General features: G+C 37.3%; 17 protein-coding genes. 6 read left to right on the top strand and 11 right to left on the bottom strand.

Features of this window, described 5'->3' with window-relative positions; translation table 11 throughout:
• Nucleotides 1–70: 70 nt before the first annotated feature.
• Nucleotides 71–307 carry a DUF378 domain-containing protein gene (locus tag B3R63_RS12255; protein WP_005023947.1) on the top strand — a complete coding sequence of 79 codons (237 nt, stop codon included), beginning with the start codon at nucleotides 71–73 and terminating at the stop codon, nucleotides 305–307.
• Nucleotides 308–665: 358 nt separating this feature from the next.
• Nucleotides 666–2237, top strand: a complete 1572-nt coding sequence (locus tag B3R63_RS12260; protein WP_286731473.1) for a histidine-type phosphatase — start codon at nucleotides 666–668, stop codon at nucleotides 2235–2237.
• A 119-nt stretch (nucleotides 2238–2356) separates the two neighbouring features.
• On the opposite strand, the gene purC is transcribed toward B3R63_RS12260, so the two are convergent.
• The 3 genes from purC to dapA are packed head-to-tail and all read right to left on the bottom strand — an operon-like array spanning nucleotide 2357 to nucleotide 4631.
• The gene (gene purC, locus B3R63_RS12265; protein ID WP_005023952.1) at nucleotides 2357–3076 is read right to left on the bottom strand and encodes a phosphoribosylaminoimidazolesuccinocarboxamide synthase; all 720 of its coding nucleotides are present in this window, start codon (nucleotides 3074–3076) and stop codon (nucleotides 2357–2359) included.
• 36 nt (nucleotides 3077–3112) lie between these two features.
• Nucleotides 3113–3721: a hypothetical protein gene (locus B3R63_RS12270; RefSeq protein WP_005023954.1), complete on the bottom strand. Its 609-nt coding sequence runs from the start codon at nucleotides 3719–3721 to the stop codon at nucleotides 3113–3115.
• A 13-nt stretch (nucleotides 3722–3734) separates the two neighbouring features.
• The gene (gene dapA, locus B3R63_RS12275) at nucleotides 3735–4631 is read right to left on the bottom strand and encodes a 4-hydroxy-tetrahydrodipicolinate synthase (protein WP_286731477.1); all 897 of its coding nucleotides are present in this window, start codon (nucleotides 4629–4631) and stop codon (nucleotides 3735–3737) included.
• 709 nt (nucleotides 4632–5340) lie between these two features.
• On the opposite strand from dapA, the gene mhpT reads away from it, so the two are divergent.
• The 3 genes from mhpT (at nucleotide 5341) to B3R63_RS12290 (ending at nucleotide 8414) form a co-directional block, all read left to right on the top strand.
• The gene (mhpT, locus tag B3R63_RS12280) at nucleotides 5341–6543 is read left to right on the top strand and encodes a 3-(3-hydroxy-phenyl)propionate transporter MhpT (protein ID WP_286731480.1); all 1203 of its coding nucleotides are present in this window, start codon (nucleotides 5341–5343) and stop codon (nucleotides 6541–6543) included.
• Nucleotides 6544–6688: 145 nt separating this feature from the next.
• Nucleotides 6689–7333: a bifunctional nicotinamidase/pyrazinamidase gene (gene pncA, locus B3R63_RS12285; RefSeq protein WP_286731482.1), complete on the top strand. Its 645-nt coding sequence runs from the start codon at nucleotides 6689–6691 to the stop codon at nucleotides 7331–7333.
• Between the two features lie 118 nt (nucleotides 7334–7451).
• Nucleotides 7452–8414, top strand: coding sequence for a bile acid:sodium symporter family protein (locus tag B3R63_RS12290; protein ID WP_286731485.1), 963 nt, complete (start codon nucleotides 7452–7454; stop codon nucleotides 8412–8414).
• A gap of 399 nt (nucleotides 8415–8813) precedes the next feature.
• Here B3R63_RS12290 and B3R63_RS12295 read toward each other — a convergent pair whose 3' ends face one another.
• A complete protein-coding gene (locus B3R63_RS12295) occupies nucleotides 8814–10226 on the bottom strand; it encodes a PLP-dependent aminotransferase family protein (RefSeq protein WP_286731487.1) in 1413 nt (470 codons plus the stop codon).
• Between the two features lie 112 nt (nucleotides 10227–10338).
• Here B3R63_RS12295 and B3R63_RS12300 point away from each other — a divergent pair, with 112 nt between their 5' ends.
• Nucleotides 10339–11247 carry a DMT family transporter gene (locus tag B3R63_RS12300; protein ID WP_286731489.1) on the top strand — a complete coding sequence of 303 codons (909 nt, stop codon included), beginning with the start codon at nucleotides 10339–10341 and terminating at the stop codon, nucleotides 11245–11247.
• A 230-nt stretch (nucleotides 11248–11477) separates the two neighbouring features.
• Here B3R63_RS12300 and B3R63_RS12305 read toward each other — a convergent pair whose 3' ends face one another.
• From B3R63_RS12305 to B3R63_RS12335, 7 genes are all read right to left on the bottom strand, one after another.
• Nucleotides 11478–13106 carry a type I restriction-modification system subunit M gene (locus tag B3R63_RS12305; protein ID WP_286731491.1) on the bottom strand — a complete coding sequence of 543 codons (1629 nt, stop codon included), beginning with the start codon at nucleotides 13104–13106 and terminating at the stop codon, nucleotides 11478–11480.
• On the bottom strand, nucleotides 13103–14299 hold the full coding sequence (locus B3R63_RS12310; RefSeq protein WP_286731494.1) for an AAA family ATPase: 1197 nt from the start codon (nucleotides 14297–14299) through the stop codon (nucleotides 13103–13105). Before B3R63_RS12310 ends, B3R63_RS12305 begins: the two co-directional genes overlap by 4 nt.
• 2 nt (nucleotides 14300–14301) lie before the next feature.
• A complete protein-coding gene (locus B3R63_RS12315; protein WP_286731497.1) occupies nucleotides 14302–15561 on the bottom strand; it encodes a restriction endonuclease subunit S in 1260 nt (419 codons plus the stop codon).
• Nucleotides 15551–18577, bottom strand: a complete 3027-nt coding sequence (locus tag B3R63_RS12320) for a type I restriction endonuclease subunit R (RefSeq protein WP_286731499.1) — start codon at nucleotides 18575–18577, stop codon at nucleotides 15551–15553. The genes B3R63_RS12315 and B3R63_RS12320 overlap by 11 nt, the downstream gene beginning before the upstream one ends.
• 135 nt (nucleotides 18578–18712) lie before the next feature.
• The gene (locus B3R63_RS12325; RefSeq protein WP_286731502.1) at nucleotides 18713–20284 is read right to left on the bottom strand and encodes a Tn7-like element transposition protein TnsE; all 1572 of its coding nucleotides are present in this window, start codon (nucleotides 20282–20284) and stop codon (nucleotides 18713–18715) included.
• Nucleotides 20284–21801 carry a TnsD family Tn7-like transposition protein gene (locus tag B3R63_RS12330; protein ID WP_286731506.1) on the bottom strand — a complete coding sequence of 506 codons (1518 nt, stop codon included), beginning with the start codon at nucleotides 21799–21801 and terminating at the stop codon, nucleotides 20284–20286. The genes B3R63_RS12325 and B3R63_RS12330 overlap by 1 nt, the downstream gene beginning before the upstream one ends.
• Complete coding sequence (locus B3R63_RS12335; RefSeq protein ID WP_286731509.1) at nucleotides 21802–23469, bottom strand: AAA family ATPase; 1668 nt, start codon at nucleotides 23467–23469, stop codon at nucleotides 21802–21804.
• Nucleotides 23470–23483: the final 14 nt, after the last annotated feature.

Raw genomic sequence — 23483 nt, forward strand, 5'->3', positions numbered from 1 at the left:
AAACAACATATTAAATTTAATTAAATTCTCATAATTAAAATATATCAAATAGATGGCTGGAGAGTAACCTATGAGACTTAATACAATCGACTGGATTGCATATGCTTTAACAATTATTGGTGGAATTAACTGGGGCCTGGTTGGTGCATTTAATTTTGATCTAGTTGCTGCAATTTTTGGTGAAATGAGTGCTCTATCCCGAATTATTTATGTATTGGTTGGTTTGTCCGCACTTTATCTAATTTATACGGGTACTAAACTGGGTAAAACAGTGCACCATGACCCTCATGCAAAAGTTGTTCGCTAAGTAAACCTAATATTATAAATTTTATATAAAAATGGAGTCTTGGCTCCATTTTTATTTTTATAAATCACTATTTTTATCTTTTACTTAATATTTAAAAGCCACTCTATAAATATTAGCTTATAGCTTTTCTATTATTTTTTTATAAATTTCCTACCGCTGCTTTACAGTTAAATATTAAATTTCTATTTTAAAAATTAACTTCTTATTTTAATGGAAAATATTTAATCAATACTATTCACCCAATTATAAAATAATTAACAGAATATTCTAGTAGAGATCCTCTTTTAAAGTTAGTAATAAAATTGACATAACATTAAATTATTATACCCAGCATTTCCTTATCTATTATTTAAATTATATGAATAAAATATTTAAAATCAGTATATTAGCTTTAAATTTATTTATGGTTGCCTGTAACGATGAAACTAGTAAAAATTTAGTCATACCACCTTCAAATCATACTGAGTCAAAATATTATCAAACTAAAACTCCTTATCAGCCACAACAGGATTTAAAAAGTTACGAGCCAGTTCCTTCAGGCTTTCAGCCTGTTTTTACAGAAATGGTTGCACGTCATGGATCAAGAGGGTTATCAAGCCTTAAGTATGATCTGGCCTTATATCATTTATGGAAACAGGCGAAAGCGGAAAATGCCTTAACTCCTTTAGGGGAACAACTGGGTAAAGACCTGGAAACTATGATGCAAGCTAATATACTTTTAGGCTATGGGGTAGAAGGTATTCGCCAGTTTGGTTACGGTAATGAAACTGTGACAGGTATTTTGGAACATCGTGGAATTGCTGACCGGTTACTGCAGCGTTTACCAAACTTGTTTAATCAGGATGCCTCAATCTGGATACAAAGTTCTGGAGTGGACCGGGCAGTCGATAGTGCAAAATTTTTCACAGCTGAATTAATTCAGCAGCGAAGTGAGCTTAAAAATAAAATAGAACCTGACTCCTATACCAGTCTGACCAGTACTATTTCTCCTACCATTGAAGAAGGTGGAGTCGACCGCTTCAAGCTTTATTTTCACCGCTTAAATGCAGAGGAAGATTTAATTAAAGCACTTAACCCTCATCAACAGGAAATTTATGAGGCGAGTCAGACCTATCAACAGTTTGAAGAAAATAATGATGACTTGAACAAGAAACTTGATGAATTATCTAACCATACTCAGGCTGAGGCAGTTGCATTAACTGTACTCGAACCCATCTTTAAGGCAGATTTTATTCGAAAGCTCGGTTTACCTGACTATATTTTCAGTAATACAGGCTCATTTACGGTCACTACTCCTGCAGGGGAGCAAGTTACAGAAAAGGGTAAGGGTAAAAATACAATCGCAAGCACGGTAGATGCTGCAGCTTATCTGTATGAGCTTTATTCGATTTCAGGTGGAATGCAAAGTGAATTACGAGGAACAGACTTTGCTAAATACATGCCTTTAAATGCTGCCAGGTTTTACGCTGAATTTAATGATGCTCATGACTTTTATGAAAAAGGACCAAGCTTTTTAGAATCAAATCAGGTAACAAGTAAAATAGCATATGGCCTAAAACAGGATTTATTTCAGCAAATTGATCAGGTCATTGAGAAAACACAACCTTATAAAGCTGTTTTACGTTTTGCCCATGCAGAAATTATTATTCCGCTTGCGACCAGTCTTGATCTGCATAGTATGATGCAACCTTTAGCCCTGCATCAGACTTATAGTTATGCTACCAGCACATGGCGGGGCGAAACAGTTTCACCTATGGCCGCCAATATACAGTGGGATATTTATCAAAATCCTCAAGGCCATACGCTAGTAAAAATGCTTTATAACGAAAAAGAAACTTTATTTAAACCAGCTTGCAATTATGCACGTTACCAACCCACAAGTTTTTATTATGATTATCAAAAATTAAAACAGTGTTATCAGAGCCGTTAAATTACTGGGTAAAAAATTATACTTATCTGAATAATAAATCCATGATTGAAGTGTCCAAACATAATACTATTAAATTAAAAAACCGGACTCTATGTCCGGTTTTTTAATTTACTGCTATCTCAGATGTCAGACAGATCAATACCTAAACGTGCGGCTACTTCTTCATAGGCCTCAACAACACCTCCTAATCCCTGACGGAAACGGTCTTTGTCGAGTTTTTTCTTGGTATCCTTATCCCATAGACGGCAGCCATCTGGAGAGAACTCGTCACCAAGTACTATACGGTCATGGAACACACCAAATTCAAGCTTGAAATCTACCAGAAGCATATTGCCCTGAGCAAACAGGTCTTTTAGAACTTCATTTACTTTATAGGTAAGAACCTTCATCTGTTCCAGCTGCTCCGCAGTAGCCCAGCCCAAGGCAATTGCCTGAGACTCGTTTACCATTGGATCGCCTAAACCATCATCTTTAAAGAACAGTTCAAAAGTAGGTGGATTAAGTTCCTTACCTTCTTCGATACCTAGACGACGACATAATGAACCTGCAGCATAATTACGGATCACACATTCTACCGGAATCATTTTCAGTTTCTTGACCAGAACTTCTGTAGGTGAAAGCAGCTTCTCGAAATGAGTTTCGATCCCGGCAGCAGCGAGTTTTTCCATGATAAAGGCATTAAAACGGTTATTCACCTTGCCCTTACGATCTAATTGTTCGATTTTTTCGCCATTGAACGCAGAGGCATCATCACGAAAGACTAAAATCAGATGGTCGGCAGAATCTGTTTCATATACAGATTTCGCTTTACCCGTATAAAGCAAGGTTTGTTTTAACATGGAGGAACCTTTTTACAAAAAAAATGCCTAGTACGACTAGGCTGGCCAATTTTGGTAAATCTGAGCTAACAGCTCTGCAGCCTGCTGTGGATCTGCAAAACTATTATCGGCATTAAACACAGCAAGTGTATGACTTGCACCTACGGAGGTTAGTCTTAAAACATATGTCCGGTTATCAGCTTTAATAGTGGCTTCATGACCATTTTTACTCTGGCCAACCACGCTATAGTTAAGGCTGCTCAGCGTGGCAAGAGTATATTGCCAGATTGTTGCCGAGTTACCCTCAATTTTAAGTAGCGGATTGCGGTTACCATCCATCACTACTTGAGGACGCCCAGTTTCAGTCACATTCTGAGCTGTAGCAGACTGATTTGTACCTTGCTGAGCTGATTCTGGACGAGGCAGGGCAAAACGGTTGCCCCGCTTATTTTCAAGTTTAGGCGCATTATCAATGGCGAGCTGTTCCACTGTAGGTGCCGGATACAGCGGCGTAGCTGGTCGTACCAGAGAACCTTCAGGATATTTAAGTGGTTCTAGTGTGGTTGTATTTTTATAGTCAAGAGAACCATTATTGATGCTCATGGAACTGCAACCAGCCAGACTTAAGGCTGAAAGGGTCAGGGCTAAACCAATACGTAACTGCATAATCTTTGTGCTCTTATTCAAGTATACCCGCTGCTTTGAGGGCATCACGCAGTGGGGAACGATACTGTTCTGCAAGTGGGGTCAGCGGCAAGCGAATACCAGTGCCAATCAGACCCATTTCATGAAGAGCCCATTTCACAGGAATTGGATTCGATTCACAAAATAGAATGTTATGTAAATTTGATACTTTATTGTTAAGTTCAAGAGCTAAAGTCTTATCTCCCTTGATTGCAGCTGCACAAATTTCACTCATGATCTTAGGTGCAATATTGGCAGTTACAGAAATATTCCCCTGAGCCCCGCCATGAATCAGCTCGCATGCTGTAGCATCATCACCCGAATATACTGAAATCTTGTTTTTCAGCCCTTCGATCAGTTTGCAGCCCCGCATAATATCGCCGGTAGCATCTTTAATACCAACAATCTGTGGAAGATCAGCCAGACGGATTACAGTTTCATTCTGCATGTCTACACCAGTACGACCTGGTACATTATACAAAATCTGTGGTAAATCGACAGCTTCAGCAATCGCTTTATAATGTTGATAAAGACCTTCTTGTGTCGGTTTATTATAATAAGGAGTCACCAGCAGGGCGGCATCTGCACCCAGTTCCTTGGCTTCTTTAGTCAGTTCGATGGCTTCGCGTGTTGAGTTCGCACCAGTACCGGCAATAATAGGAATACGTTTGTTGGCCACACGAATGATTTCTTTGATCACCTGTGTATGTTCAGCCATACTTAAAGTCGATGCTTCACCTGTTGTGCCAACAGCAACAATGCTGTTAGTGCCTTGTTCTATGTGCCACTCAACCAGCTTTTCAAGACCCTTCCAATCTACGCTACCATCTTCAAACATTGGGGTGACAATGGCGACAATTGAGCCTTGAATGGTCTGTGCTTGCTGAGTCATTTTAAAAAAATATCCTTGTTGTCCATCCGGATAGTTTAAGAATTAAGTGTCTGGATGGTTGCAGTATTTTGAGTGTAAGCAAAATATGAACAGGCATGGCCCATTGCATAATGCTTATGCAAATTATGACTGAACATCTGGTGAAGAACAATATACTTTCGCCAAAGCGGTGAAAAACTTTGATGAAACATATTCAAGCGACCAAAAAATTTTAATTTCCAGTCTGATAATGAATTGAACTAAGTTATTTTAATTTAAAAAACCTGTAGTTCAGGACAGTGAAATGACCAGGTAAATCATCAAATATTAAAATTAATAGTCTAAAGAGCCATAAAAATAAAATTCACCTGATTAAGAGCTAATTGTGATGAGCTTATAGAGGAATATAATAAAAAAATTTTAAAACCTGATGTGCTAAAATTACTCAAAAAATAATAAGTTATTGGTTTCAGCTATCAGAAAATCAGTAGAAGTTAGGCTAAAAAATTAAAAAAATATAGTATTTACAGCTCTATTGTTGAGTTTTTTAGTCAGTATTATTTCCCAGTTATTGTTTTTATCACTATCTCAGTATTTTTATATTAGAAGAAAAGTCCAGTAATTAATAAAAAAAACAGAAATTTCTAGAACTTATGGATAGTTATATTAAATATTGGCCTTCTGGATGATGTGAGGCTAAGTCATCACCTCTACTTTAAGGATACGCTAGATGGGTGGATCAAATAAAAAGCATTCCATTATTACGGTGGTTATCTGTTTTTTAATTGCTGTCATTGAAGGGCTAGATATTCAGGCTGCGGGAATTGCAGCTGCCGGTATCCGTGAACATTTTGGGCTAGATAGCTCACAGTTAGGCATATTTTTCAGTGCTGGTATTCTGGGGCTGTTACCGGGCGCATTAGTCGGGGGACGTTATGCAGACCGGATTGGCCGTAAAAAAGTTCTGATCTGGTCAGTTGCAACCTTTGCGGTATTTACTTTATGCACGGTATGGGTCAACAGTTTCTATAGCCTGCTATTGGTACGGTTGCTGGCAGGTGCAGGGCTAGGCGCGGCTATGCCGAATCTGATTACTCTGGCTTCAGAAGCCGTGAGTCCTGCCCAGCGTGGCCGTGCTGTAGGTTTAATGTACTGCGGTATGCCGGTCGGCGCTGCCGCACTATCCTATATCGCCAGTCTGGAGTTTGGGGCTGACTGGAAAAATATTTTCTACCTGGGTGGATTGCTACCGATTATTGTTATTCCGATCATGGTTAAATTTTTGCCAGAATCACATGAATTTTTGCAATCCCGACAATTACAACCCCGAATCGAAACACCGAGTTCATTTAAGTCACTATTCAACCAAGAAAATTTATTACGGACTTTGCTGGTATGGGGCAGTTATTTTTTGACCCTGATGGTGGTGTATATCATGTTAAGCTGGTTACCGTCCCTGTTTATGGAACTCGGTTTCTCGCGTAAAGAAGGCAGCACTGCACAGTTCTTCTTCATGGTCGCAGCTACCGTTGGTACAATTATTCTGGGTATTTTGACAGATCGCTGGAAAAAAGCCTATGTCATAGTCCTCATGTATGGCGGTATTGCTGCCGGGCTGTTTAGTTTAAATGCAGCGGGTTCCTTGCAGCAGATGTACTGGGCAGCTGCTTTAACTGGTGCTTTTGTCATTGGTTGCCAAGGGGTACTGTATGCGTTTGGCAGTATTGTTTATCCGACCAATATCCGGGCTAGTGGAGTAGGTATGGCATCTGCTGTAGGACGGGTTGGAGCTATGCTTGGGCCAGCAATTGCAGGTCAGTTGCTGTCTGCCGGTTTTGGTGCTGTTGGAGTCATTTCTGCAGCTATTCCCTGTATTATTATTTCAGCAATACTCATGCTATTTTTAGTACGCCGCTTGCCTGCACAGACCTGAATCTGATCATTTAAAAGCCCGCATCTGCCGGGCTTTTTTATTGGTGTGACGAGAAAAACACAGAAATTCAACTTGTCTGGTTAAACTGTACTGAAACCACGCTACACTATTTTAATTTTCAGATACAGCTTAGAGGAGCTACCGCATGCTTCCGCAAAACAGTGCTTTGATTATTGTCGATGTGCAAAATGGTTTTTGTCCCGGTGGCAATCTGGCAGTCAATGGGGCGGACCAGATTATTCCGCTAATTAACCGGCTGGCTCAAAAGTTTAAAAATATTATTCTGACTCAGGACTGGCATCCGGAAAATCATGTTTCATTTGCAAAAAACCATATAAATAAAAAGCCTTATGACAGTATTGAGCTAGCTTACGGGACACAAGTACTGTGGCCGGCACATTGTGTTCAAGGCACTGACGATGCTGAATTACATCCCTTGCTTAATGTTCCAGCTCCACAGCTGATAATCCGAAAAGGATTTCATCCTGACATTGACAGCTACTCAGCTTTTCTGGAAGCAGACCAGGAAACTGTAACCGGTCTGGCAGGTTATTTAAAAGAACGCCGAATTGATACAGTATATATTGCAGGGATTGCTACAGACTTCTGTGTGGCTTGGACAGCAATGGATGCACGTCAATTCGGTTTTAATACTTTTGTAATTGAAGATGCCACCAAGGCAATTGACTTTGAGGGTTCACTTGAACAAGCCTGGCAGCAGATGCTGGATAGGGGCGTACAGCGTATCCAATCAGATGATTTATTTAAAGTCACAGTTCAAGATGAATGATGCGCTCAAAGAATATGGCAGAATGGGTGTTTAAACCCGCTTACCTCAACAGAAAAAGAATATTTTTATAGTAAAACTTTAAAGTTTGATTTTCTCTGTCAATACATGGATGAATTTTATGGCTGCCTTGTTACGCTTGACCCAGTTTATTCAGAAAACTTTTGCATTATGGGTTGTCCTGTTTGCAGGGATTGCGTTATTAGTGCCTGAGGCTTTTGTCTGGCTCAAGGCCTATATTACCTGGATGCTGGGTATTATTATGTTTGGCATGGGCATGACCATGACACCAAATGATTTTAAAAGCATATTACAAAGCCCAAAAGCAGTAATCATTGGAGTGACTGCCCAGTTCGTAGTCATGCCGGGCCTGGCTTTTATTTTATGTAAACTATTCCAGTTACCGCCTGAAATTGCCATTGGTGTCATTCTGGTCGGATGTTGCCCGGGAGGTACAGCTTCTAATGTAATTACTTATATGGCCAAGGGCAATACGGCGTTATCAGTAGCCTGTACCTCGGTATCTACCTTATTGGCACCTATTTTTACACCAGCAATTTTTTATGTATTGGCCAGCCAGTGGATTGAAATTAATGCTGCTTCTATGCTGGTTTCTATTTTGCAGGTGGTGCTATTTCCGATACTGCTAGGGCTTATTGTCCGTAGCTTACTTAAGCAAAAGGTAGAACAGTATATTCAGGTCATGCCTCTGGTTTCAGTGGTTGCTATTGTGGCCATTGTGGCTGCGATCATTGGTGGCAGCAAGGCTTCTATACTGGAATCCGGGTTAATGATTCTAGGAGTAGTCATGCTGCATAATACCTTGGGATATTTGTTGGGATTCTGGGCCAGTCGCCTGTTTAAGTTACCTTATGCAGACAGTAAAGCGGTGGCAATCGAGGTTGGCATGCAGAATTCAGGACTGGGTGTTGCACTTGCCGCCGTACATTTTGCTGCTTCACCAGTTACAGCAGTACCAAGTGCCATCTTTAGCCTCTGGCATAATATTTCCGGCCCGGCATTGGCAACTTACTGGGCCAGCCGAACTCGGCAGGAAGTAGCACCACAGCGGCATGAGGAATAAATCTGGTTGTATCTAAACTGTGAACCCAGCTTTTCTCAGATATAATTATTTAAAGGGCTAGAGTGGTAGTGTTCAATAAGATTGCGCAATATTAAGCTCAATATAAGATAGATTGGTGACCAGACCGGTTTAAGCACTACACGCGCTTCAGCCGGTATAATATAAAATTTGGCTAGCCTTAAATTATCAGATGAAACAGGTACCACTTATGGTTTTCACCCGGCCATACCATATAGCGAGCGATAATATTGGAAAATAGAGGTTACGCATAATCTTGAAAATTCATGAGTATTGAAACTGTCAGCGGTACAAATACACTGATCACCCAGAGACTAACTTTTCTAATCGCTTATAGACGGACATACAAGACGTCTATACTAATCAGGAATAATCCTGCAGTTAAATGTCGGTGCTGCCAGCTCTGGATTGTTTGTTTAAGACTTTCTCCAGGATCTGGTAGATTTTCTTATGATTGGACTGTGCCACATTAAATCTTAGGAACTGGTTAGCGGTTGGTGATGAGCTGAATGCTCCACCTGGTGCGAGAATTACGCCGTGTTTGAGCGAATCTTTAGAAATTTTATCCGCCTGATAGCCCGCAGGTAACTGGCACCAGAGAAACATACCCGCTTTAGGTAACAACCAAGGGTGAATATCTAGCTTTTTTAAGTTTCCTGCAGTTTTACTCATAGCCTCTGCCAGATGCAGGCGCAGCCAGTCCAGATGCTTGCGGTAGGCTGAATCTGTCAAGGCATGATAAATAATTTCAGTATTTAAATGATTACTGTTAAAACAGGTAGCAATCTTAAGATCGATCAGGCGTTCAACCCATTCCGGTTTGGCAGCGATATAACCGCAGCGAATAGACGCTGACAGGGTTTTAGAAAAGCTGCCAATCTGTATTACCTGATGAAAGCCGTTTAATGCTGCATAACGGGGCGCCGGAATTAATTCAAGATCAGCAAAGATATCATCTTCTATAATAATCAGTTGAGCTGCCTCGGCCAGTTTGAGTATCTGGTATGCAGTAGAAATCGAGAGGCTGGCCCCAGTCGGGTTATGTATACCGGCATTGGTAATATAAAGTCGCGGCCGTTTAGCCAGTGCAGCTTGAAACGCTGCTATATCTGGACCCTGAGCTGTAAAAGGAACTGCTATGGTTTCGACTTTATGCACCTTGAGTAACGCGTGAAAATTAAAATAGCAAGGGTCATCAATCAGGACAACATCACCTGGATTTAAAAAGAGCCGACAGATCAGGTCGATTGACTGTGTACCACTATCAGATAAAATTATCTGCTCAGGTAGACTGTATACCCCTGTCATCTCCATACGTCTGGCAATCAGATGGCGTAAGGGTGCATAACCGGCAGGTGTAGAATAGCTGACCAGACCATCAGGTTCAGTTCGTGAGGTTTTTCTCAGTGCTTTTCGTAAAGCAGCTTCTGGCATCCAGTTTGCCGGCATCCAGCCACATCCTGGTTTGAGAGAATCTAGCTTTGCTTCAAGAGATTGCCGTGAGATCCAGAGCGGATCTATTTCCCGGGTCAAACAAGGTTCAACCGTATTTAAAGGATAAGCCCTGACCGACGAGCAAACAAAATAGCCCGCTCCGGCACGTGCTTCTATAAGTTCTTCCGTGACCAGCCGTTCATAAGCCTCTACAACGGTAGAGACCGAAAAATTAAATTCCTGAGCCATTGCCCGTACTGAAGGTAAGCGTGCCCCTGAGACCAGATGGCGGTTTGCCACTTTTTCACGCACACTTTGCATGACTATTTCTATTTTTGTTTTCTTTACATTATTTTCCATAACAGTGCCAATTTCTAGAGCAATACAGTATGTTTAAATTGTATGGAGCTGTATCTGTTAGTACAACTATAAGATGTCTTATAACACATCAACCGTTATAGGAAGATAGAGTATGTATAAGTCATCTAGAGGCTGGTTAAATGGGCTGATTGGCGTAATTATTTTTTCAGGTTCCCTGCCTGCAACCCGAGTCGCTGTGGCAGGTTTTACCCCGGAGTTTTTAACTGTTGCCCGTGCAGCAATTGCCGGATTGCTGGCCTTATTGGTCTTAAAAATATTGAAAGAGAAATGGCCTAAACGTACTCATGTGAGCTCTCTGGTAATTGTATCTTTAGGCGTTGTTATAGGCTTCCCTTTATGTACTGCACTTGCGTTGCAATACATTAGTGCATCATATTCAATTGTCTTTATTGCTCTGCTGCCCCTATCTACAGCTATTTTTGGGGTAATACGTGGTGAACAGTGGCCCCAGCCTTTATTTTGGCTATTTGCACTTCTGGGGAGCAGTGGTGTCATGGGTTTTATGCTGCTTAAAGTACAGGGTGAAAATAGCATGTCTGGAAACCTTTGGATGCTAGCTGCCATCACGGTTTGTGGACTGGGTTATGCTGAAGGAGGAAAACTGTCGAGACAGCTTGGCGGGTGGCAAGTAATTTCTTGGGCTTTGGTAATTTCTTTACCGCTTATGCTCATGCTGAGTTATGTCTATCTACCACAAAGTTTTAGCCAGATTACTATTTCTGAGCTACTGGCGCTGTTATATGTCGCTTTCTTTAGTATGTTTCTCGGTTTTATTTTCTGGTATCAAGGCTTGGCACAAGGTGGGGTACTGGCAGTAGGACAATTACAACTGCTACAACCGTTTTTAGGTTTAGGCTTGTCTGCTTGGTTATTGAATGAAACCGTAAGCCCGGTAATGTGGGGGATTTCATTCATGGTTGTCATTTGCGTAGCAGGAGCTAAAAAATTTTCGGTATATCCCTCGTCTACTAATTCTATAAACAATGTAAAACAATCTTAATTATGAAGATGATCATTTCTTTTAAATAATAAAAAAGAGAGTGATAAACTCTCTTTTGTAATGAGACAATAAAGTCTCATACTCAGCCATTTCATAAACTATTGATATTTATTTCAGTATGAAACAATAAAGTTTCATACTAGATGTTATCCATTATTGATAATTATGAATTTAGGAACAATAAAGTATCATACTAAATTGTTCCAATCCATGGAATTTTGATCTTGTTTTTAAGGCAACTCGGGTAATCCGAGTTCTCTTAAAAAGGCATTATGGGTATCTTTAGATTGTTTAATTTCTTCAGCAATTTTTTGAAGAGATTGATTAACATCTTTCAAATCAATCTCCTCTTCGGCTTCTGAAGTATTAATATATCTAGAGATATTAAGATTGTATTCATTTTTATTCTTTATCTCATCCAAACTTACACGTTTTGAATAACGCTCTTCTTCTTTACGATATTGATAGGTATCAACAATTCTCTCAATATCTTGTTCGCGTAAGTAATTTTGTTTTTTACCTCTTTCGAAGTAATCAGCAGCATTGATAAACAAGACATCATCAAATTTCTTGCAGCGCTTTAAGATTAAAATACATACAGGAATGCCTGTTGAGAAAAACAGATTTGCTGGTAGCCCAATTACTGTATCGATATGACCATCATCAATAAGTTTTTGTCGTATTTTTTGCTCAGCTCCTCCACGGAATAACACTCCATGTGGCAAGATAATAGCCATGACTCCATCATCTGCTAAAAAATGAAAACCATGCAACAGGAATGCAAAGTCAGCAGCCGATTTAGGGGCTAAACCGTAATCTTTAAAGCGAAAATCTTTAGCTAAAGCTTCAGTCGTATCCCATTTCAAACTAAATGGTGGATTAGCTACAATGGCATTGAATGTGATTTTCTTAGATGGATTAAGCTCATTTAGAATATCCCAATCATTTGCTAAAGTATCACCATGGAATATTTCAAACTCAGTATCTTTTACGCCATGTAATAGCATATTCATACGGGCTAAGTTATAGGTGGTAATATTTTTTTCCTGCCCGTAAATTTTACCTACCTTGCCATTATGCTCTTTTACTTGATTACGTACATTTAGCAATAATGAGCCCGAACCACAAGCAAAGTCTAAAATCCGATCTAAAGATTTTTTATAGCCAGTGCTTGGGTCTTGACTATCTAAAGATACAATTCGAGATAAAATTGTTGATATCGGTTGAGGTGTATAGAATTCACCTGCTTTTTTGCCTGAACCTGATGCAAATTGTGCAATTAAGTATTCGTAAGCATCACCTAGTGTGTCATTATTTGTTGAGAAGTTAACAAGTTTTTCTTCAATACTACTAATGATTGAGCATAGTTTAGTATTGCGTATCGTGTAATCTTTACCTAATTTTTCGGAGTTAAGATTAATCTCAGAGAAGAGCCCATTAAAACTACGTGCGAAAGATTGTTCTTCAATATACTTAAAACCAGCATTTAATGTTTTAAGTAGATCTTCATGTTGAGTACGTGCAAGTTCGGCAATATTACTCCATAAGTATTCTGGTTTAATCACATAGTGAATTAAACTTCTCATACTACTTTCAAAGTCAGCCACATCTTCAGGGTTATTTGCATACCAAATATTAAGTGATGTTTGCTTAACTAAACCATCATCATTTTTAACTGGTTTTGGATAATCTTGCCCAAGTTCTTTAGCAGCAGCTTCTTCATAGTTCGCAGATAAATAGCGTAAGAATAGGAATGACAACATGTAATCTCGAAAGTCATCGGCATTCATTGAGCCACGTAATTGGTTTGCAATATCCCAAAGTAAGGCACCAAGTTTTTGCTGTTCCTGTTCGGTCATGACTGAGTTTCCTGTGAAGAAGCTATGTGAGGAGATGTAGAAATAGTTGCCTGAGCAACCTCACCAATATTAGGTAATTGAAATGGATAGCGTTCTAAAAACGTATCTAAAATATTTTTAAACAATTGTTGGTTATCTAAGCCCATTGCCTGAGGATCATAGACTGAATATTTACCATGACTAAGCAGATTTAGTGCACGAGAGAACAGCACCTCATTTTCAATACCACTGATACAGTTTGAAAAATCTTCAAAGCCAAAAAAAGATGCTGTTTTTTCCATAATACTTCGTAAAATATTAAAGTGGTATGTGTACAATCTTGAAGGCGTAGAATACGCAGCATCTTTTAATTCCTTTAGCATTGCAACATGATAAAAGAAGGGGGTATCTCCAGTAGTTTGTAACTGGTACTGATTGGTTTGTTTATTTTTATACAAAAAATAGCATTTATGTTTATGTTTTTTTAACTCATTATTCATGATATTAAAAAAAAGACCATGATGTGTAGATATTACTACCTTAATATTGTCTTGGCAGCTACGTAGCAATTGTGCAAGATCGCTAGATAAAGCAATGACATTGTTTTCATCAAGAGAAGAAATTGGATCATCAATATAAATATATTTCACCCATGTATAAGCTTCTTGTTGATCAATTGCTAGTTCGCAAATAGCTAAAAAAGTACACCAGATAAACAGATTTTCCTCGCCTCTAGATACTTTAATATCATTTTTAGTTTCAGATATAGGTTCTGCCCGGCCTCTTCTTACCAATTCGGTCCTTGAAAAGGATACAGTCCACGCTTCATAATCTATACGAAAATCAAAATCCGCATATTTTTCTAAATGTGCGTAAATTTTTTCTTCAAGTGCAAGCGCTTGAAAACCCGAAAAAAATCTTGAATGGCCATTTAAATGTAACTTTCGAGTTGTATCATTGCTCAAATCGTTATCCCATCTAAATAAATCCTCAGTAAAAGCATTAAAATAAAGAGTATCACGGCTTCTAGCACGATCACCTTGACGTTGAGTTTTCCATTTATCTTTAAACTCCATTGAGAGCCGAGTTTTTCCAGTGCCATTATAAGCATAGATAAGCAAGAAATCATTACCACCGTTATCTAACTCATCTCTTAAAGTCGTTACTAATCGACCGAGAGTTGTATAAGGTCTAATATTTCTAATTGTACTCACGTTCAAATTTCCTCAACTACTGGAAATAGTTGTTGCATTAAACCTTTCATATGTCTTTTAATTTGATCAATATAATTTTTTTGATGAGAAATTAAATGATCGAGCGAAGTAAGACAGGAAGCAATTTTTTCTTGCTCTGCAAGAGATGGCTGCATAACATTTATTGATAAAAACTTATCAATAGAAATATTATAACGACCTGCTCTAGCACCCTCATTTACGATATGCTTAATTTCACTTTCGTGGGTTTTGGATTCGAAAAAATATTCCCAAAAAACAGGATCTTGATTTTTTTCAAAGCGAAAACACTTATAAATAGGTGAAACAATTCCACTTTCATATAGCGAAAGTCTTTTAATTGTTCCATATATTGCATTTTTAGTTATCCGGTCATTATATACAAAATCATTTTTTTCTAAAACGATATATCGATCAGTATTATTACCTGCTATTTTTTTCTGGAAATAATCAATTTGTGAAACTAAACCATATTCATTAGAGAGAGATAAAACTTTAATTTCATCTTCAGCAGAGTTCTTTTTCTTAATAGGTTTAGCAATTTTGGAGAGCTCAACGGATTCCCAAGTTTCACTAAATTCACCTAATCTTAATCTTGGTAAATTTTCTCTATCTCTTGGAAAAAGCTCTTGTAATAGACCATTTCTATGTTGTTTATAGCTTTCAAGCTTACTTAATTCATTTTGAATTAATATGTCAATTGAATAGATGCAAGCAGAAATTTTTGCCTGTTCTTGAGGTAATGGTAATGGTAACAATATTTCAGAAAATTGTTTATAAGAAACCATTTTCCCATCTCTTAATCCTTCTATTCTATGATTTAATTGTCTAATATAAATAGAAGTCTTTAGATAGTATTTATAAAAAAGATCAATATTTGAAGGATCCTTTTTTCTTAGAATAATATAAGCTGGACTACAAATTCCTTTATAACGAGAATATTCTATTCCACCCTGAAAAGAGCGTAAGCTAATGATAAAGTCACCTCTATCGACAACTTTATAACCTTCAACGCTCTTATCAGTTACAATAACTGTATAATCTATTTCGTCTCTTGGAATAGCTCCATATTCTTGAGTTATGGCTAGAATTGGTAAATCTGAATTATGATTTTTATTTGAAATAGCTTCAAATATTTCATTACCATTTTTATATGTCCACTCTGGTGTATTTCTAAATTCCGTAAAACGTAGTTTAGGGGAATATGTAAACTCATTACTTTCAATTAGTTGATTATTTGACATGTGCATCCCACCCAGAAATTTCACGCCCATTGGCACATTTTTGCATTGGTTCAGTTAAATCCTGTATTAAAGCTTTACGAGTTTTACTGCGTTCTTTCCAGCCTAATCCAAGCGGAGAAAGCAATTCATGTAGTAGATCATTATCTAAAATCATGCGTGCAAGAGTCGCATCAATAAATAGTTTGAGCGCTTTGACTTCTAAACCGTATTTTTCAGCAATTTCTTCAATTTCATAGTCAGTTTTTTCTAGTTTGAATTGCTCAAAACCACGTTTGATATCTTCTACGCTTAAACCTTCACCGATTTTTAAACTGAATATATATTCCTTGATATCTTCAGCATCATCGACAAACTTAGCATCACTGCTAATTAGATTGACCAGCTCTTCACGGGTCATATTCTGTTTTTCAGGTGATGTATGGCTGTAATCACTAATCAGTTTCATGATGTAGTCATAGTCAATCATTGCAGAGTTAAATAAGACAAATTCAAAATCGACTTGCTGTACTGCCTCATCTGAGACGTTATCTGGATTGTCTTGCTTTGGTTTTAAACGCTTTGCAGTCTCTAAGTAAACAGATTGAAAACTTCGCAATTCATCTTTAGGCATAATCTTATTAATAGATTCGGTTTGCTCTTCGGTTAAATCTGTATATTGACTTAATTGAGTTTGCAAGCGTTGAATTTCTTTGAATTTATTAATAAATTCAGCTTTGGCGGTATCACCTTGTAAGTTAACAACTTCTTCAGGGGCGGTTGGTAGCCCTTTTGATTGCATGAACGTATCGAGCTTTTGTTTGGCAACAGCAAGTTTAGCAATTACTTGTGTCGCTGATTCAACAAGCCAGATTTCTTTAACATGATCGTCTTTTTCTAAGTTAGAAAATAATTTTACTGACTCATCAACAGCAGACTCCAAGCCTCGGAAATCGATAATTGTCCCATAAGGTTTAGAATCATTTAAAACTCGATTCGTACGTGAAAACGCTTGAATTAAACCATGATATTTTAGATTTTTATCGACATATAACGTACTTAGATATTTAGAATCAAAACCTGTTAGCAGCATATCAACCACAATTGTGATATCAATTTTCTGTGATTGAGGAAAAGCCTGACTATTTGGATATTTCTGATCTTTAATGCGCTGTTGAACATCCTGATAGTAATTATCAAACTGTGCCAAGCTATGACTGGTACCAAATTGAGCGTTATAATCATTGATGATTGTAGTTAAAGCTTGTTTTTTTTCATTTGACTTATCTAAGTTATCTAATTGCTCATTTGGTAAATCTTCAGATAACTGCTTTACATCAGCATCACCTTCGGCAGGGGGAGAGAAAACACAAGCAATATTTAATACTTGATAATCTGGATTGGTTTCTAATAATTCTGCTTGTTTTGCCTTAAACAAATGGTAATAACTAATTGCATCATTAATTGAGCTCGTTGCAAAGATAGCATTAAACTTTCGCTCATGAGTTGCGTGATGATGCTTATTAAGAATGGCTTCAACAATTTTTGCTTGGGTTATAGGATCACCCACACGAGCTGTAATAGGTTTATTTTGATCAACCTGAGTAGCACGAAAATATTCAATATTAAACTTTAAAACGTTTTGATCTTCGATTGCATGAGTAATGGTATATGCATGTAACTGTTGTTGAAAAATATCTTTTGTTTCGGCGTAACTTGCTTCTCTTCCATCTATCCTTTGCACCGTTGAATTTTTTCCAAAAATAGGTGTACCAGTAAATCCAAATAGCTGTGAGTTAGGAAAAAACTTTTTGATTGCTTGATGATTTTCACCAAACTGTGAACGATGACACTCATCAAAAATAATTGCGATTCTTTTATCTTGCAGAGGTTTTAATTGTTCTTTAAAGCTTGGAGATTTTGAACGTGAACTCTTAGCTTTATTAAGATTGTCTGACTGATCATTTAACGCAAGCGCTAACTTTTGAATTGTGGTTACAATGACCTTATTACTATAGTTCGTAGAAAGTAGTCGTCGAACTAATGAAGCTGTATTGGTATTTTCCTCAACGCATCCTTCTTGGAATTTATTGAATTCTTCACGTGTTTGACGATCTAAGTCTTTGCGATCAACCACAAATAGGCATTTTTCAATATCGGGATTATCTTTAAGTAAAGTTGATGCTTTAAATGAAGTTAAAGTTTTACCACTACCTGTAGTATGCCAGATATATCCATTACCACGGTTTTGTTTAATCGTTTCGATGATCGCTTCAACGGCATATATTTGATAAGGCCGCATGATCAAGATTTTTTGTTCTGTCGCTACTAGAACCATATAACGGCTGATCATTTTTCCTAGTTTACATTTATTGAGAAACTTTTCAGAAAACTCATGCAAATCATTGACTTTACGATTGTCAGGATCAGCCCATTGATAAATTGGTAAAAACTGTTCGTCAGCATTGAAGTTGAAATGTTGCTCTTGGTTATTGCTAAAATAATAAGTTTGCTTTTGATTACTAACAATAAATAATTGCATGAACACAAATAGAGTATTGGTATAACCATTACCAACATCATTTTTATAGTCCACTATCTGTTGCATTGCACGACGAGGAGAAATATCTAAGGTTTTAAGTTCAATTTGAACTAAAGGTAAGCCATTAATTAAAATAATGACATCGTAACGATGATGACTATTCTGAGAATTTACACGGAACTGACGGATGACTTCAAATTCATTTTTACACCAGTCTTTTGTGTTAACTAGAGTGTAATAAAGAGGCGTGCCATCTTCTCGGTCAAAAACATGCTGTTCTCGTAACCGTTGAGAACAAGTGAAGACATCAGAGCTAATATTTTCTTGTAATAAACGCTCAAATTCAGCATCTGTAAGTTGAACTTGGTTTAACTCATTAAACTTATTTCGAAAATTGGCATTGAGTGAGTCTAGATCATGGATTTCATTTTTCTTATATTTTAACTCTTCAAGCTTAGCTATCAGTGCATTTTCGAGATTATTTTCGGAGCTAGACATGTTATTCCATAATATAAAAAATAGAGCTACTTCTTTTAGACAAACAATATATTGACCATCTAACAGAATAATTAAGCTATTTTAATGCATCTGAGAGTATGTATGTACAAAATAAGTGATTAAGCCCATAACGTTTTATGAAAGATCAAGTATTTTTTCCATCCTTTGTAACCACCCATTAAACTCATCATCAGACTCAGTTAGCTCTACTAAATGTTTAGGATGATTTAGCGTATAAGGAACTCCAAAATCTTGCAGGCTTTCAATAGATGGCCATCGAAGAGAATTTTTAACAATCTTTTTAGCAATATCTTTAAAATTATGATTCCATTTATTGAGATCATAGATTTGTACAACTAATGTTGAGAGTGGTTTTGCGTTATCACTGGTATCAATTTCTAATATTGCATACCAGTGATTCTCAATAAAGAATTTAGCCTCAAGTAAGCATCGATTGTTTCCGTCTAGTGTCCGATGCAGACGTGAACGTCCAACTTTTTGCAAATAGTGTAGTTTTTCTTCATATTTTAGATGATGTTTTAAGGCAAGTTGTTTTACAAGAAGTTTAAAAGCATCAAAACGTTGCATATAGAGAGCGATTACGTCGCTGTCATCCTCTAATCCATTAAATTCGCCTTGGGGACCATTTCCATTAACGGTTGGTTCACCTGTTCCAACACCGACTTCTTCGTACTCAGTCACATCATCATGTCCCCCTGATCCGCCTTTCGCTTTTTTCTTCACGACTTTTCTCGTTTCACTCGGATTCGAAAAACTTATGGATGTTTGAGGGATCTCTATTTCTACTAATTTTGAATTTGAATCACCTTGAATATCGTCATCTACCGAAGAATCATCTCCCCCTTGATTAGAGCCAGAAGAGCCTCCTCCAGAGCCTGTTGATTTGCCTGATTTGAACTCAGGGCTTTCATAAAGAACGTTTGGAGGCAAAGAGGTCTTAATATTATGTAGATCGGTAACTTCAAAGACCAAATATTCATTGGTTGTAGAATCAAATCGACCAAGCATTTTGAGTGAGATATTTATTAGTTGCGGTGGCGTGAAGTGAAATTGCCATGATGTTTTTTCTTCAAATTGTTTAGCTTCTAATTTGAAGTAATGAGCAATACTTTCATAGGATTGCCTAGCATTTTCATCTAATAATATCCATGAGAGTAATCTGCGAATGCCCTCATTATTGAATTGACCTAAAGGAAATGTGCGGTGTGGTAGCACATGAATAACGGTCGTTGTCTGATCTATAGGATCAACAAAAAACTCTCTTGCTAAGATACCTTGATCAATACAGTTCCTAGCTAAATAGGCATTGTGAAAGAAAAGAACGCGTGCTAATTCAATCTGGGGTATACGGATATGCAGGAGATCTGGGTTTTGTTCACTACCTCTATTAAAATCAAATTCAAAATAATACCCTCTATTCTTTGGATCAACTTTAACTTTCCAATCTTCGTTTGATTGAATATTGATATTAATTTTATACCCACCTTTACGACATTGACCGTCACTTGGATTCAGACATCGACCTCGTGCAAAAGCTGGTAAATTAGATAGTCGTGAGTGCTTGACGGATAGTTCAGAATCAGCATGGATTCCTAATTTAATATTCCATGATTTTAAGTGATTAAATTTAAATATTTCACCTAAGAATGTAATTTTTGCATCTTCTGGGAAATTCTTAATTTTCATTAATTTAACCTTAAATATTGTAATGCCATATTTAGAAATTTTGTCGTTTCACAGGTCATACGCTCGTCACTCAAACCTGCTTTGCGTAAAATTCTCCAACGAGGTAAGTCTTGGCTTTGCATTTTTATTTCAATAAAAACTTGAGTTAACCGTCTAATTTGGTAGCTACTAATATCTTCGTTATAGCGTTTCAAAAATGATTGAGTAATAGGTAAGCGATATAAATTTTTTTCAATGGTCGAAACATGGTGGATTTGTGTAAGCCACCATTTTGCAGAGCGTCGAGGACTATCTACATCCCAAATGAGCCCATTGTAGAGCTGAATTAGTTGTCTTGCATAAGCAAGATCACGGTTGTGCCAGTCAACTTTAGCTCCCTGTGGAATAAAGCCCTGACGGAAGGTTTGATTTATTTTCAATAGCCAGTCTTTATCATTACGGTATAGCCAAGCATATAAGGCTTGATTTATAGAACGAGCGGGTTTAATACCTAATTCCTTGACCAGTTTTAGCCATTTTTTCCTATATTCAAAGAGGTTAGGGTGTACACATATATTTAAATTTTGACTGTTATTACCTTTTGATTCTTCATTTAAATTTTTAACTTGTCCTAGAATCGCTGAGAAAGTCCATTCTTTATTACTTAATGCTTCAATCACAACGATATGTTCCAGATAACTAAAACTTTTTCGGTGTTTCCTGAAGATACTCCGTAACCAACACGTTTCAGATTTTAAGCCGCCTAAATTGTATTGTTCTAAAAATTTGGAAGTCCATCGAGCAATGATTTTGTCTAAAATTTTGTCGTAGACAATGTGGTTTTGACCACGGAGACAATCATTTTGTTGAGCAAGTTGATGATAGAAAATTGTCCATTGCTCATAATGAGGTGATTCAGAAGGAGGAAGAGACAATAGTTCTAATAACTTTTTTGTAATAAATAGACTATTTGATGTCGCTTTCGACTGAATTTGCTCAGGACATGTTTGGTATGTTGGTGTGATGAAATCATGTCGATGTAATGATCTTAGCTCAATGGTTGAGTCAATAAGCTCACCATGTATCGGACAACAAGCACCTTGTATTTGCCATAAGCGTGGCCAATAAAGCTCACTATATAATTCTAACTGTTCTTTAAAACAGGCTGGGCAGTAGCGGAGTTTGTGGATGGGTTTAAGTCGTGATGCATTAATACCTAGAGTAAGATGAATTGAACCTTGGGATGCTTCAGCCATCCATTGTAAACACTGTTGTCGTCTATTTTCTGGTACAAAGGGAGCATAGATCGGGAAGAGTGTATGTTGATATGCGATATCTTCTAGGCTGACTTGATTGGCTGGAAATTGGTTAATAATAGCGTTTAAGTGGCAAGGTAAATCAACCGTAGCAATAACTTTACGATTCTGAAATATTTCATCTAATAACTGTTTTGGACTGCTTAAAGCAAGACGGATTCCAGCCCTAGCCACAGTACTGTAAATGAGTTCATTTTGATATGGCAGAGGGAAATTCAGCATCTAACTCACCTGCTCAAACCAACGCTCCATATTAAAAATAAGCTGAGTATGTTCTTTAAGATGTTGATAGAAATTTTGTTTATCATCTTTTTGTGAGAATTGGAATCGTAAATCTTCAGTATCTAAGGTATGCCATTGATCTTGTTTAACCCTTTTACTTTTATTTTTAGGCTTTGGATTAGTCTGAATATTTTTGCCTATATCATTCAGCCATATCATGACAATTGGCATAAGTTCTTGCATTGAAAGATGGGGATGTTGCTGAAAGGCTCGTTTGATAGTTGGTACTAAAAGTTCAGATTTAAAGTCTAGCCCAAGTAAAAGATGATGTAAGCGTATCGCCTCTTTATTACCATTGTATTCACTTAAATCATCATACTCAGTAGATTCAGTATGCTTATCTACAATCATTTGTAATTTAAGAATTTGCTGATCGACTTCAGGAATAATTAGATCAGAAAACTGTATGATTTTTTCTGGATCTTTAGATCTAAGTGCATTGACCATTGGATGGATGGGCTTAAGTTCATCATGGTAAGTCTTTTTTAATAATTTAACGGTAATACGTTCTAGGCCAGAGGTAATGGCATTAATTTGTGCAAGTACAAACAATTTGACAGCAATATCAAGAATGCCTTGGCTAAGATCATAAAGACATTCACGAATCTCATCAGAGAGATGCATATCTGCTTTGTTTAACCACTGATATTTCCATAAAGCATCGGTAAAAGCATTCCATTCAGATTTAAATACGCGATTATTTAACTCAAGATTTGGTTCATTTTTTATAGGTTCCCATAATACAGATCCAAATCCAGCAGCCCTACGGTTACCACGAAGGTCATTAAAAATATACCTTGCCTTTGGTGTACCCACCATAATGACGGGTAAACTAATCACATTAACGAGTGTGACAAAGAAATTTAACATTTTGTCAGCACCGCCAGAGTTTTTGATATTAAGGTGCTGTATTTCATCAATGATAAGCAAGCCAATTGCATGAAAATTTGCAATCTGACGCATTAAATTGAGTAATGTTTCAATACCATGACGCTTTAAAGCGTATTTAGCTTCATAGTTGGTATCAAGAGCAATATCAACGGCTCTAAAGAAATGTAAGCACAAGCTTTTTAAGGAACCGTCATGAGGACAGTCAATTTTTAAATATACAATTTGGGTAAAGTTATACTTTTCGTGATAAATAACTTGTGGGTATACACTAAGAATATTATTGATCGTTGTGGTTTTACCGATTCCAGAACATCCGATAATACTCATACTTTGAGCTGTTGAACGAGCAGGCTCATACCTAAAAGCTGAAATATCACCTTTCATTGTTCGCTCATAACCGTTCTGAATATGTTTGTTCAATTCTCCATTTGATATATTTCGACCGACATACCCTTGTCTTAACATAATTGAAAATTTTGTCCAAAGTTCAATATGTCGTTCAATTGGATGAAAAAAAATATTTAGCAATTGAGGAATAAGGTGTATACGCTGTGATGCTGGTAGAGATTGGTCTGTAATATCGAAATTTACTTTCCCTCTCAGTGCTTTGATAATATCAGGCGTATCCAGAATAGGAGGTAATGCTTCAATGAATGGATTGCCAGCATAATGCCCAATACTAGGTTGATATTCCTTAACAATGACTTTATTACTCATTCTATTCATCCTTA

The organism is Acinetobacter sp. UBA1297, from assembly GCF_002307755.1.
Classification (GTDB): Bacteria; Pseudomonadota; Gammaproteobacteria; order Pseudomonadales; family Moraxellaceae; genus Acinetobacter; species Acinetobacter radioresistens.